The sequence below is a fragment of the Methanoculleus caldifontis genome, assembly GCF_032842345.1.
Lineage (GTDB): Archaea > Halobacteriota > Methanomicrobia > Methanomicrobiales > Methanoculleaceae > Methanoculleus > Methanoculleus caldifontis.
The window spans coordinates 1,729,384-1,742,346 of record NZ_WBKO01000001.1 but is presented as its reverse complement, the minus strand read 5'-3'; the positions used below and the strand labels follow the sequence as shown (position 1 = coordinate 1,742,346).

Genomic DNA, 12,963 nt, shown 5'->3' with positions numbered 1-12,963 from the left:
GGTCACCACCGGATAGATTGCTGACAACGGTTCCGGACGACGATCGCGACCAGGTAGACGGCCGCCACCAGCGTGAGAAGGACCAGCGCCGTCCCGTACTGGTTCTCCCGCGCCCCGGGAACGCTCGTCGCCAGGATGAAGAGGTGGTAGGGGAGCGCCATCACCGGTTCCATCACCGACGTGGGGAGGAACCGCTGCGAGAAGACGACCGCAGTGAAGAGGATCGGCGCGGTCTCTCCTGCAGCCCGCCCTATACTGAGGATGGTGCCGGTCAGGATTCCCGGCACCGCCGGCGGGAGGACGACCCGCCGGATGGTCTGCCAGGGCGTCGCGCCGAGGGCGAGGCTCCCCTCCCGGATACCGCCGGGAACGCTTCTTAGTGCCTCTTCGGTCGTCCGGATGATGGTGGGGAGGACCATCAGCCCCAGCGTGATCTGGCCGGCGAGCAGCGACACTCCGAGGTTCAGGTAGAGCACCAGGAACGCGAACCCGAAGAGGCCGAAGACGATGGACGGCGTGCCGCCGAGGAGGTCGACGCCCGCCCTGATGATCCTGGTGATGCGCCCCTCCCGGATGTACTCCTGGAGGTAGATCGCTGCACCGATGCCGACGGGGAGAGCAAAGAGGATGGCGCCCCCGACCAGGTAGAGCGTCCCGACGATCGCAGGTCCTATGCCGCCCGCCCGGCCGAGGTTGCTCGGCGGGGCGGTCAGGAACTCCCAGGAGATCGCCGGTATGCCGTTGTAGACGATATCGAAGAGGATCACCCCGAGCACGAAGAGGACGACGCCCGCGGCAGAATACAGGAGCCCGAACGCGATCTTCTGCCCGGTCCTGGGGGAGATCCTGCGCCGGACGTATGCCGCGACGAGAAGCAGCACGGCGACGACGGCGGCAACCAGGACGCCTGTAGCCGCTGCAAGGAGGATGAGCGCGACGGTGCCGGCGACCGCATAGGCATAAGGTCCGGCCACGTTGCGCCTCCCCCTCCGGACCCCGCAGGCCGCGGTCGCCGTATGCCGCTCGCCGACCCGCGCGAGGATCTGTCTCGCGAGGAGGTTGACCCCGAGGGTGATCGCGAGAAGGACGACTGCGACCCCGAAGAGCGCGTGGTAGTGGGAGCTGCCGACGGCGACCTCGCCCATCTCGATACCCAGCGTCCCGGTGAGCGTCCGGACCGGGGAGAGGACGTTCCAGAGGGGATCGGGGAGAACGCCCGCGTTGCCCGTCACCATGATCACCGCCATCGTCTCGCCGATCGCCCGTCCCATCCCGAGGATGATCGCGGCAGTGATGCCGGAGAGCGCGCCCGGGACCACGACCCCTGCGATCGTCTGCCAGTGCGTCGCGCCGAGGGCGAGCGACCCCTCCCGGTACGTCTGAGCGACGGCGCTGATCGCATCCTCCGAGACGCTGACGATCGTGGGGAGCGCCATGATGCCGAGCAGGATGGAGCCGGCAAGCCAGGTCTCGCCGGACGCGACGTCGAAGGAGACGCGGATCCAGTCGGTCAGGATGATGAGACCGAAGAAACCGTAGACCACCGAAGGGATCCCGGCAAGAAGTTCGACGGCGGGCTTCACGACCGCGCGGACCCGTGGCGGCGCGAGCTCGGCGATGAAGACGGCGACCGCGATCCCGAACGGGACGGCGAGCGCCATCGCACCGAGCGTGACGAGAAGGGTGCCGGCGATCAGGGGGAAGATGCCGTAAGACGGCGTCATTCCTGTCGGGTTCCAGACGTCGCCGGCAAGGAAGTGCCATGCCCCGGCCTGCTCGAAGATCGGGTAGCCGTTCATGGCGAGGAAGAGGAAGATGAAGAAGACGGCGACGACGGCAGAGACCGCCGTGCAGAAGAGAAGCGTTCTTGCGGCTCCCTCGCGGATCCGCCGGACCTTCACCGGGAGGGAGAGAGGTATCCGCGGGGCGGGCAGATCTTCGGGCACCCGCACGACCCCGGGGCGGGTGAAGGCGGCCGGGTCATAGAACCCGGTCTCCCCCTCCGCGTGGAGTGGCATACTGCCGCCTGAAGGGAGGGGCATGATAGGATCGTTGTCTCCTCTGTTCATGGTAACGGACCGAACTCCCTGCCGTCTTCCGGCAACCGGGCAATACCTGTTGTCTGGGTCTGCCGGCAGGATAGGCATTTCCGAAGGAGACTATACCGGTATATGTAATCACCATAAAAGATAGGGCGGTATATACTGCCCCGAACATATATATCGTCACGGCACCAACGCGTACCGACCCATGGAGATCAGAAAGGTTCAGATAACCGGCGGCTCGTCGTACATCGTATCCCTGCCCAAACAGTGGATAAAATCGGCAAACATCCAGAAGAACGACCCGGTAGGACTGATCGTCCAGCCCGACGGCTCGCTCCTGATCACCCCGAAGATCGACGGGGAGGCGGTCCGCCGGACCAGGGTCTTTGAGGTCGGCGCCACGACGGACCGCACCTACCTGCTCCGCCTCCTCGTCGGTGCGTACATCACCGGGTTTACGGCTATCCGTATCGAGTCGAAAGGCCGGCTGCCGCCGTTCGTCCTGCAGCTCGTCAGGGAGTTCACGCAGATGGCGATAGGCCAGGAGGTTGTCGGCGAGACGGACTCCTCGATAACGATCAAGGATCTCCTCAACCCCGCAGAGATGCCGTTTGAGAACACCATCAAGAGGATGCACGTTCTGGCACGGGGGATGCAGCAGGACGCGGTGGCCGCGGTGAGGGGGCGCGATGCGGCCCTTGCCCGGAGCGTCATCGACCGGGATACGGAGGTGGACCGGCTGCACTGGCTCGTCGCGCGGCAGGACAACCTTATCCTGACCGATACCACGCTCTCGCGCCGGATGGGCATCCCGGTGAACCAGGCGGCATACTACTTCCAGGTGAGCAGGATCATCGAGCGGATAGCCGACCATGCCACCCGGGTGGCATACAACGCTCTCATCCTGATAGAATTCGACCCCGATCCGGAGACGCTCGATCTCATCGATGCTGCGAGCACGCTCTCCCTCGAGATCTTCACGTGGAGCATGGAGGCGTTCCACACGGGCGATCTCAAGAAGGCGAACGCGACGCTCCAGAAGGTGCGCGACCTCGAGGAGAGGACCCGCGAGATCAACACCCGTGCGCTCCAATCCGAGGCGGTGGCGGCGATCCCCGTGGGGCAGATCGCAGACAGCATCCGGCGGATCGGAGAGTACTCCGGGGACATCTGCGAAAACGTCATCAACCATATCGTCGGGCAGGAAGCCTGAAGGGGCAAAAAGCCTCCCGGTGATCCCTTTTTTCGGGCGGAGAGCAAAACCTCGATCAGGATATCCCTTCTGCCGGTGATACCGTGAGCAGCCTCGTCCCGATCGTCGTCCTCACCGTCGTCTTCTTCCTGATCGCCGTCCGGAGGATCGGGGGCATTAACTTCCGGATCTGGCAGGTGATGCTTCTAGGGGCCGGCGCGGTCCTCGCGGCCGGGGCGATCACGCCACAGGATGCGCTCGCGTCGATCAACCTCGACGTGATGCTCTTCCTCTTCTTCATGTTCGTGATCGGGGAGGCGCTCGCAGCGAGCGGCTACCTCTACCACCTCTCCTACCGCCTCTTCGCGCGGGCGGAGTCGGTGAAAAGCCTCGTCCTCCTCATCCTCGTCGGCGCCGGCGTGCTCTCGGCGCTCCTGATGAACGACACGCTCGCGGTCGTCGGCACCCCGCTGATGCTCTACTTCGCCCGCCGGCACGGCATCTCCCCAAAACTCCTCCTGCTCGCACTCGCGTTCGCCGTCACGACGGGGAGCACCGCAAGCCCCATCGGGAACCCGCAGAACCTCCTCATCGCGCTCTCGGACGGGATCGAGAACCCGTTCGTCACGTTCCCTCTCTACCTCGCCGTCCCGACGGCGATCTCGCTCCTGCTCGCCTACGCCTTCCTCTGCCGGGCGTTCCCGGGAGAGTTCCACGCGGCCCCGCTGGTCCACCGTAACGAGGAGATCTGCGATCCCGCCCTCGCGGCCCTCGCCCGTCTCTCGCTCGTCCTGCTCGTCCTCCTGATCGGCGTCAAGGTCGCCGCGGCCGTTTTCATCCCGGATATCGAGATCAGGCTGACCTGGATCGCGGTCATTGCGGCCATACCCGTCCTTGCCGGGAGCGGGCGGCGCTTTGAGCTCGTCCGCCGGATCGACTGGCCGACGCTGGCCTTCTTCGCCGGGCTCTTCGTCCTCATGGCAAGCGTCTGGCAGTCGGGATTCTTCCAGCCGCTTATCGAGGGAAGTTCGCTCGATCTTGCCGCCGTACCGGTCATCGCCGTAGTGAGCGTCGTCGTCTCCCAGTTCGTCTCGAACGTCCCCTTCGTCGCCCTCTCCCTCCCGGTCCTCGAGCACCTCGGCGCCTCCACGGTCGGGATGATGGCGCTTGCGGCCGGCAGCACCATCGCCGGGAACATGCTGATCCTCGGCGCGGCGAGCAACGTCATCATCATCCAGGGCGCGGAGAAGGAGGGGGAGACGCTGACGTTCGGGGAGTTTGCCCGGATCGGCGTCCCGCTCACCGTCGCCCAGACCGCCGTCTACGTCCTCTTCCTCTCGCTCCTCCCGGTATAAGGGTGGCTCAGGGCCGGAAGGACTCCATCGAGCCGGGTTCCGCGTCGAGGTCGAGCGAGAGCGAGCCGAACCGGACCGATGCGGCGGCGGCATGGTCGAAGGCCGGGGCCAGAACTTCGATCAGGCGACCTCCGGGGTGCATCTCCCGGACGAGGGCGAGGGCGAGGCTGAAGTTCTCCGGGTCGTTGAAGGAGACGAGCCTCCCCCCGACCCCGCGGGGGGCTCTCAGGTCGGGGACCCGGCCCTGGAGGCCGAGCCCCTCAAGCACGACCTCCTGCGGGGTTGTACCGGCAAAATAGGCCAGAAAACGCTCTTCGCGGTAGCGCCGCCGTCCGAGAGGGGGCCGGGAGACGGCCGCAGGGGATACGGGGAGGCGGTGAGTCGTGATCCCGGAGTGCCGGGCGAAGTTCGCAAGGATCCGCTCCAGTTCCCGCCCTCGCTGGAGAGCGACGATCCGCGTGGGACGGAGCAGGTCGATCATCTGGACCTGGAACTCGGTGCCCACCCCGCCGGCGACGAGACCGGGCGAATCGATGACGACCACGCGGGCCCCGAGCTCGGCAGCCATCTCGACGAGGCGTTTTGCCCCCGTCAGCGTCTGGACGAAGTGGCCTCCCGGCGAGGTCGAGCCGACGAACCGGAGATAAGGCCGGCCGGGCGGCTCCGGCGCGCCGGGATAGAGGACCATCCCCTCGGTCGTCGGCGGGCCGAGCCGGGACTGCCCGGTGTCGCAGTCGACGTACGCGGTCCGCACCTGGGCTGCGGCCGCTTCAACGAGGTAGCGGCAGAGCGTCGTCTTCCCGCAGTCCGTCCGCCCGACGACATACACCCGCTCCGGACCCTCGCCCGTCGCGAGCGTCGCGGCGAGTTCCTCCCATCCGTCTCCGATCCTGATCATAAACTTCCGGAAGAGGATATTGCGGCTCATAGGTATAGTTCCTGACGGAACGCCCCTCCGGCCCGATCCGCGGGCTCTCTTCCGGCCGCCAGGTGCCGGGGAGAGGATTTATCAGGAGTGCCCGCCACCCGCAGGCCATGCACAGAACGGCAGCAACCACGGAGACGGTGCCCGCAGCGCTCGGGAGGACGTTCCCCACCCTCCTCGCCACGTCGCTCACCGGCCGGGTCGTCACCCTCCCCGACGACGCGGAGGGGGAGATCTCGCTCATCGTCCTCGTCTTCCTCGAATCCGCAGGGCCGATAACGGAGCCAGGGCGCGGGCCCTTTGCCGGGGCGTTCACCGAAGAATCCCGGGTGAAGACCTACCTCGTGGCGGTCGTCGGCGACAGCCTTGTCGGCAGGTCCCTTGCCGAGAGCATCGGCCGGGGGCTGCGCGGCGGCGTTCCCCCGGCGCAGCACGATATGGTGCTGACCATACCCGGGGATATCGAACAGTGCCGGCGGGCGTACGCGATCGGCGACCCGTCGCTCGCCCACATCTACCTCCTCGACGGCCGTGGTATCATCCGCTGGATGGAGCGGGGCACCGCCACGCCGGAAGGGCTCGCCGCCCTGGTGGACGCGGCCAGGACGACGCTTGAGCCGCTCATCGAGTGATGCCGCGGCCCGCCGGCATGAGGGCGGCGGCGAAGGCGAGCAGGGGGCCGACCACGAGCCCCGCCCAGACGGCGAGGCCGAGGATGCCGAGCACCGCCATGGCGACCCGCTCCCACGCTCCGACCCGTTCGTGGAGGGCAACCCGGAGTGAGAGGACGCCGAGGAGAATGGGGGCGAGCGCGAAGGCGAGGGTCAGGATGACGGCGGCACCGGGGGCCGTCCCCATGGCCGCGATAACCGTCTGCGAGAGAGTCATGGCGCCGCCCCCGATGAAGAGGAGACCCGCGGCCGCTCCGGAGAGCGCAAAGAGGGAGAGGTCCCCGCGCCGACGGAAGATCAGCCAGGCTCCCACGGCGATGACGGCGATCATCGGGGCGAAGATCAGGAGGTAGGACTGCCCTTCGTGGCGGTGGATGCGGACGAGGTCGACCGGGACGCGTATCCACTCCGTAAGGGTGTACGACTCCACAAAGCCGAGCGCGAGAGTATAGTTCCCACCCGGCCCGGCCGTGTAGACCGCGAGGGTGTAGTCGCCGGCCGCGGGTGCCGTCGTATCGATCCGGGCGACCGGGTAGAGTCTCGACGGCGTGAACGGTTCATACTCCGCCTCTTCCGGAAGGCTCCCCGGAACCGCCGTGGCGCCGGCGCCCTCCGGGACAGCGACGTAGGGCGGGACGGGGCCGGAGGTCTCGATGAGCGGCCCCGCGAGCACCATGCCGGGGACGAACTCTCCGGCCCGGGAGACCTGGAGGGTCGCATATATCCGCTCCCCCTCCTCCACCTGGAACCGATAGTACCGGACAGCGGGGCCTTCGGGCAGCGAGCCGTAGATCGCCCAGGACTTTGCCGGGTCCTCGATGACGATCGCCGACTCCGGCGAGGAGCCGTCCTGAGGGAAGAGGGGGACGTGGGCGAGAGCGGGGATTACGCCGAGGAGAGCGACGAGAAGAGCGACGAGCGTCAGGCGTGGTCCGGGTGCCATGGGTCTGCCACACCCGCCGGAACCATAATGGTTCCGCCCCGGCGGGACCCCGGCAAAAAGGAATTATAAATTCTTCAACGCAACGATGTCCGTCACGCCGGTAAGCTTCCAGATATTCGAGCGCTCTTCGGAAGCGATGGCCTCAAGCGGCTCCTCGGGCTTGTGGCCGAGCGCGGCAAGGATATTCTGCGAGAGGTTGTGCGCCCGGATCATGCTCACGAACTTCTCCCGGATGAGTTTCTTCTCGATGGCGTCCTCAAGCTGCACCAGGTAGCCCTGCATCGTCACGAAGGTGTAACAGGACATATCGCTCGAGTACTTCTCGATCTCGACCGAGACATAGGGGTGCTGCCGGAAGAGGTCGTTCTTCCTGCCGTACTTGGTCGCGAGGAAGTAGAGGAACTTCCCGTCGAAGACATACAGGAACGGGGCGATATACGGGTATTTACCGCCCTGGAACGCAATACGGCTGAGAAAACTCTCTGCGATGAGTTTATCGTACTCTGCTTTATCCATACTCGGGATCTTCACGATCTCCATCAGGCATCCTCTTATCCCGGTAACCTGTACGAGTACATATAGATTTCCCCCGGCGGGCTTACTCTGTCCTGTGCGGGCAAAATCCCTGTTTACCGTCGCCCTGACAGCAAGAACCTTCCGTCATTACCGGTAGTGCTCCATAACATCTCTCCTCATCGCCGGAGCCGTGCTCATCGTTGCACCGTGTCCATGAACTGAAACGTCTTCAGTGCTCCGAGATACGCTGCGAGCATGGCGATCGACCAGGCGAAAGGTCCCGGCGTCATTCATCGTGAGTTATGAGCATCTCACAACCGCGATTGCAAGGGCGTTCCAGAAATAGCAGCGAAGAGAGGTTATCGGGAGAAAAGAGTAAAGACAAGCCCGGGGTCCCGGGTACGCTTCAGAGATGTTGAGCCAGTAGCTATATTTACCGCCCCGGATTAATTTCCTTTACGCGCGACGTTGCCTGCGTATCTGAACAATCAGGCATCCGAAGGCTGGTGGGTAGAAATAACTCTGTAAGTCGATAAAGTACCAATCACCGGCTGCCGACATGGCCCGGATATGACTTCAACCCCACGCCAGCCAACTACATTCACCGTGCCGGTAACCGGGATAGAGCAAAAACCGCCATAGTAACCGCGGGCGGCGGCATTGATCCGCTCAACTACCGACAGGCCATGCGAAACATCATCCAGAGCGGAAACAGCACAGTCTACGGAGTCACTACGATCTTCAGAGGCGGAAACATCACCGACAAACCTTACCCGGCCGCAAGCAGCGTTCTGCTGTGAGCGTGGAAAAGATGCGAAAATACGCAGCTATCCCCAGCACCGTCTCGGCAGTCCGCATTGCCGCCCTCCCCCTTCTGTTATTTCTGATGAGCCAGAACTCTCTGCTGAGTCTTCCGTTCTTTCTCTTCTTGTGCGCAACCGACCTTGCGGATGGCTATCTGGCGAGGAGACTCGGCGTAGCCTGCAAAATGGGCACGTTTTTCGACTCAGCAGCCGACTTCGCCCTGATAATGGGCTCCTTCGCACTATTCTATGCGCACGGCCTCTACCCGGCCTGGGTTTTAATCCTGATCCTGTTCTCCTATGCCCAGTTCGTGTTGACGAGTCTGCATCGTGTGCAAATCATAGACCCCGTGGGCAAATACTTCGGGAGCTTCCTCTACATCGCTATAGCCGCCACACTGCTCTTTCCCATAGGCACGACGTTTGAAGTCGTAGAAGTCGCTTTTGTAGCATTCGCGGCCGCGTCATTTTCGAGCCGCATATTGTTCTTTGCCCGGTTTCACCGCAACAAAACTCCAATCACGGAAAGCGTCGGTAAAACCGTTCGGGAGGAGTGACTGCGGGAAGTCGGCTGGTGCATGCCTGCTCTGCATGCTACAATTATTGCTGAGTGAACCGGCAAAAACAGGGATTGGATCGATAAGACACCCCATAGAGATAACTATCAACCAAAAAAGGGCGGTGCGGATCCTATATGACCGACACAGCCCTCGTAGTGCAGGCTAATAGCAATCCCCCCGTGAATACCTCCTGTGACTAAAGGTGCAAAAGGATCTCTTGAAGACGCACTACAGGTATTCTGCCGCGCTCGGGCCGCTTCAAACGGTCCATTCTCGCAAGCCCACGACAGACGGGCATCAGCCTGCAGCGGAAACAGTTTCCTCTCCGGGGCCCTTTTTCCAAACAGAAAATATAATAATGTTTATATATATTAATCAAAAGAAAAATGCGCATGAGCAAGCACCATGCAAACGCTCTGATTTTCTTAGGGATTGCCGCCTGCGCGGGATTCCTCCTCTCCGTACCGGCCGTTGCCGGTTCCGGCCAGGGGCTTCAGGTGCTGGAGTCAGGGGAGCTGTTTCTCTCCCCGTTCAGCAACCTGACGGCACCCGGAAACGGATCCGGACCATCCGGCTCCCCGGCACTCCCGGACGAGGAGGAGATCTCCGATGCACCCGCGGCCCCCCTGGATACCGGGTCTCCCGACCTTCCCACCGGAATGGAGACGGTGACCCCCGCCGATCCGGAGACCGGCAGCGAACCTGTCGATCCGGCTCCCCTGGCCGGGACACCCTCCGGCGGGACAGGCGGGTACGACGACGAGCGGCTGGCGAGACTGATCAACACCGCCGGCATCAGCCTGATGCGGCTCTCGATGGAGCACGCCCATGCCCTCTACATGCAGGATGCGGACGCCGCCGCCGTAGCCGCGGACGGGCTGCACGCGCTCTCCATCAGGCTGCTTGCCGAGGTGCAGCCGCTCCAGGTCTCCTCTGGCCAGCAGCCCGTCAAGGACGAGTTCATCAGGTCGCTCTCGGCATACACCACGGCGAGCCAGACGCTTCTCGACTCAACGGCTGCCACGAAGGAAGAGGCGGTTCCGGTGGCTCTCAGGGACCTGGCGACAGCGTCCGGGAACCTTGAAACGGTCAGCCGGCAGGCCGTCTCCGTACAGCCGATCGACACCGGGAGCTCCACGTCGGACGCCACCGTCCTGACGGTGGAGACGTCCAGGACCCGGACGGGCACCGGAACGGCCGCACCGCCCACGGAGCCCCTCCGTATCGGGGAACGATACACCTACGACGACCAGCCGGGAGAGAACATGATCTCGCTGCTCGCGGACTCGGCGAGGGTCGTGAAGAAGTACGAGACTGCCGCCGTCAACGGCTCGATGGTGATGAACGAGGCGGACGAGGGGCGTGCATTCTTCCTCGTCGCCGTCAAGGCGACCAACCTCGGCCACAAGGGTGACTCCGACCTCTATACCATCGAGACACCCGGACGGGACGCATTCGTTCTCGAACAGCACGGGATGACGTATGCGCCTCTCGAGGCCCCCCCGTTCACATCGCTCGGAGAGTCCTTCGATCGGAAGATGCTCGACCGGTATCAGACACTCAAGGGTTACCTCTACTTCGACGTGCCCGCGACCTTCGAGGTCTCCGGGGCGACACTCAGGGCGGAACTCGGGTATGCCGGCACTCCCGCATGGGGCCTCGAGAGAGAGGCCGGCAACGCGAGTGCGGTATAACCCGCACGACGCTTTTTTTGACCCTCCCCCGTCCGATCAGAGGGAGAGCAGCTCCACGTCCCGGCCCGACGTGTCCAGCACGGCGATGGTCGGCTGCCCGGTCAGGTAACCGCAGGCCTCTCCGGGGTTGATGACGAGCGTCGCTCCGAATTCCCTGACCTCCGCGCGGTGGGTGTGGCCGTGGACCACGACGTTGAAGGCCTTTTGCCCTATGAGCGCCTGCAGGAGTTCACGGTCGTCGCCGTGCAGCAGCCCGATGGTCATGCCGCCTGCGGTTACGGCGGCAAAGCCTCCGCGCAGGCTGAGTGCCTCGTGCTCGGCAAACCGTTCCGATAAGAGCCTGTGGTCGCCGTCGTTGTTCCCCATAACGCCGATCATGGGCGAGTGCAGGTTCGCGAGCCGGGGGATGACGAACGGCGAGACGTAATCTCCCGCGTGGAGGACCAGGTCCACCCGCTCGCTGTTGAGCTGCCTCACGGCCGCATCCACCGCCCCGAGGTTGTCGTGTGTGTCGGAGAGGATCCCGATACGCATGGATCACTACCTTGCCGCCGTCACGATATAGATGACGGCTGCGTAACGACCCGGGGGCAGGGTGCCGCCCCGCCTGCCGATGGTGCGGGATATACCGCGTTCTCTCCGTCCCGCCGTGCGCCTTCACGCACAATAACCCCCACAATTCCCGAATAGGCGTATATACTCAGGCCATTTACACCGGAAGCTCTTTATCGGGCTATTGTCTGATACTGGAATAGGAGCATGCTCCGGAGTGCATCGGATACGATGTACCGGGAGCCCTGAGAGAAGAATGGATTCATGGAGGTACAGCATGTGGGCTTATATCAGGTATCCCGACGGCAGCACAGAAGAGCGTGAATTCCCTGCGGGGGTGTCTATCGAGATCGGCGACATCCTTGAGGACGGCGCGGTTGTCATTGATCTCCCGTACTCCGACAACTGCGACGACGATGCGGAAGTGCCGACAATCTACGACGACTGAGGCGTTTTGCCGTCCCGGGCTCCTCTTCTGAACGGCCCGGCGACGCGGCGCATCGGCTGGACGTTTGCCCCCTCCATCTCGCCGAGGGCAAACGCGAACCTCGCCCGGATGGTCGGCGGGAGATCGCTCTCGGGTATCGAGACGAACCCGTACATCCCGTAGAACTCGACGAGGTTCAGGACCGAGTGCATGTACAGGGTGTCGTGCTGGCACGCTTCGACGAGCGCGTCCATCGCCCTCCGGGCATACCCTTTTCCCCTGAACCGGGCGGGTGTGAAGACCCCGTCGACCTCGTAGCCGTCGGGATGCCGGCGGCACCGGGCAACGGAGACGAGGGTGCCGTCCGCGAAGACCCCGAAGATCCGATCGGTCTTCCGGTCCGCTTTTAACTGGTGGTAATCGGTCCAGATCTCCTCGGCAAATGCGAACTCATCGCTCCTGAGCTCCCGCGCTTCTATCCGCAGGTCGGTTGGGGCCGAGATCACCAGCACCGGCTGTTTTGCGCAGCCCGCGACGGCGGCGGTGACGCTCCCGAGCGAGACGTTCCCCGGGGCGTCGCGCTTCCCGATGCGCGGGATGACGACTGCGGAGGCACCAAGTTCGTCCGCCACGGCGCAGATGGTGCGGGCCGGGTCTCCGGTTCTTACCAGTGTGCGAACCTCGCGACCGGAGGGAGTCAGGCCGTCTTTGAGGAGAGCAAGCCGGGTACCTGCTTCCTGCCCGGTCACCGCGCTTCCGGGCTCGACGACGTGCAGGAGCACCGCCGCTCCGTCGCCGGCAGGACGTTCCAGGATCGAGCGGATCTCCGGCGCCGGCGGCGAGAGGTCGGTCGGGACCAGGAGCCGCGCAAAGAGCGGCGGCCCCCCTCCTCCCGACTGCGGGGCGATCAGGATATGCACCCGGGCCTCCCGGAGCACGGCGGCCGCGACGTTCCCCGCAAAGGGGTTCCAGAGCAGGCCATGGTCCCTGACGCCCATCGCGATCAGGTCGGCACCCGTCCCGGCAGCGGCCCGGAGTATCCTCTCCGAAACGCCTCTCCCGTCGTCGTCTTCGATCACCGTCTCGACGGAGAAGCCCTGTGCCGCGAGCGCCTCCTGCACCCCGCGCAGCACCCCTTCACCGGGCAGGGAGCCGGCCGATACCCGGGCGTGGAAGAGGACGACCTCACGGATACCCGGGATCTCGCGGAGCCGCTGGGCCACGCTCATCGAGGCAACGGAAAGGTCGGTCGGGATAAGCACCTTCGTAAACATGCTCTC

General features: G+C 64.3%; 12 protein-coding genes. 6 read left to right on the top strand and 6 right to left on the bottom strand.

Annotated elements, in window-relative coordinates; all coding sequences use genetic code 11:
- Window positions 1–2: 2 nt before the first annotated feature.
- Window positions 3–2,018: a phosphate ABC transporter permease PstA gene (gene pstA, locus F8E02_RS08680; RefSeq protein ID WP_317065094.1), complete on the bottom strand. Its 2,016-nt coding sequence runs from the start codon at window positions 2,016–2,018 to the stop codon at window positions 3–5.
- Between the two features lie 232 nt (window positions 2,019–2,250).
- Between pstA and F8E02_RS08675 the strand changes: the two genes are divergently transcribed.
- Window positions 2,251–3,258 (top strand): phosphate uptake regulator PhoU, encoded by a 1,008-nt coding sequence (locus F8E02_RS08675; RefSeq protein ID WP_317065093.1) that lies wholly within the window; start codon window positions 2,251–2,253, stop codon window positions 3,256–3,258.
- 83 nt (window positions 3,259–3,341) lie between these two features.
- On the top strand, window positions 3,342–4,592 hold the full coding sequence (locus F8E02_RS08670) for an SLC13 family permease (RefSeq protein WP_317065092.1): 1,251 nt from the start codon (window positions 3,342–3,344) through the stop codon (window positions 4,590–4,592).
- Between the two features lie 7 nt (window positions 4,593–4,599).
- Here F8E02_RS08670 and F8E02_RS08665 read toward each other — a convergent pair whose 3' ends face one another.
- Window positions 4,600–5,490 (bottom strand): polynucleotide 5'-hydroxyl-kinase, encoded by an 891-nt coding sequence (locus F8E02_RS08665; protein ID WP_317065091.1) that lies wholly within the window; start codon window positions 5,488–5,490, stop codon window positions 4,600–4,602.
- 137 nt (window positions 5,491–5,627) lie between these two features.
- On the opposite strand from F8E02_RS08665, the gene F8E02_RS08660 reads away from it, so the two are divergent.
- Entirely contained in the window at window positions 5,628–6,149 is a 522-nt protein-coding gene (locus F8E02_RS08660) for a hypothetical protein (RefSeq protein WP_317065090.1), read from the top strand.
- On the opposite strand, the gene F8E02_RS08655 is transcribed toward F8E02_RS08660, so the two are convergent.
- Both F8E02_RS08655 and F8E02_RS08650 read right to left on the bottom strand, forming a co-directional pair.
- The gene (locus F8E02_RS08655) at window positions 6,139–7,131 is read right to left on the bottom strand and encodes a hypothetical protein (RefSeq protein WP_317065089.1); all 993 of its coding nucleotides are present in this window, start codon (window positions 7,129–7,131) and stop codon (window positions 6,139–6,141) included. The two genes, F8E02_RS08660 and F8E02_RS08655, sit on opposite strands and share 11 nt — an antisense overlap.
- A 63-nt stretch (window positions 7,132–7,194) precedes the next feature.
- Window positions 7,195–7,671 carry a pyridoxamine 5'-phosphate oxidase family protein gene (locus tag F8E02_RS08650; RefSeq protein WP_317065088.1) on the bottom strand — a complete coding sequence of 159 codons (477 nt, stop codon included), beginning with the start codon at window positions 7,669–7,671 and terminating at the stop codon, window positions 7,195–7,197.
- 772 nt (window positions 7,672–8,443) lie between these two features.
- Between F8E02_RS08650 and F8E02_RS08645 the strand changes: the two genes are divergently transcribed.
- Both F8E02_RS08645 and F8E02_RS08640 read left to right on the top strand, forming a co-directional pair.
- The gene (locus F8E02_RS08645; protein ID WP_317065087.1) at window positions 8,444–9,007 is read left to right on the top strand and encodes a CDP-alcohol phosphatidyltransferase family protein; all 564 of its coding nucleotides are present in this window, start codon (window positions 8,444–8,446) and stop codon (window positions 9,005–9,007) included.
- Between the two features lie 395 nt (window positions 9,008–9,402).
- On the top strand, window positions 9,403–10,704 hold the full coding sequence (locus F8E02_RS08640) for a hypothetical protein (RefSeq protein WP_317065086.1): 1,302 nt from the start codon (window positions 9,403–9,405) through the stop codon (window positions 10,702–10,704).
- A gap of 36 nt (window positions 10,705–10,740) precedes the next feature.
- On the opposite strand, the gene F8E02_RS08635 is transcribed toward F8E02_RS08640, so the two are convergent.
- On the bottom strand, window positions 10,741–11,238 hold the full coding sequence (locus F8E02_RS08635) for a metallophosphoesterase (protein WP_317065085.1): 498 nt from the start codon (window positions 11,236–11,238) through the stop codon (window positions 10,741–10,743).
- Between the two features lie 295 nt (window positions 11,239–11,533).
- Here F8E02_RS08635 and F8E02_RS08630 point away from each other — a divergent pair, with 295 nt between their 5' ends.
- Window positions 11,534–11,704, top strand: coding sequence for a ubiquitin family protein (locus F8E02_RS08630; RefSeq protein ID WP_317065084.1), 171 nt, complete (start codon window positions 11,534–11,536; stop codon window positions 11,702–11,704).
- Here F8E02_RS08630 and F8E02_RS08625 read toward each other — a convergent pair.
- Window positions 11,692–12,957 carry a GNAT family N-acetyltransferase gene (locus F8E02_RS08625; RefSeq protein WP_317065083.1) on the bottom strand — a complete coding sequence of 422 codons (1,266 nt, stop codon included), beginning with the start codon at window positions 12,955–12,957 and terminating at the stop codon, window positions 11,692–11,694. The two genes, F8E02_RS08630 and F8E02_RS08625, sit on opposite strands and share 13 nt — an antisense overlap.
- Window positions 12,958–12,963: the final 6 nt, after the last annotated feature.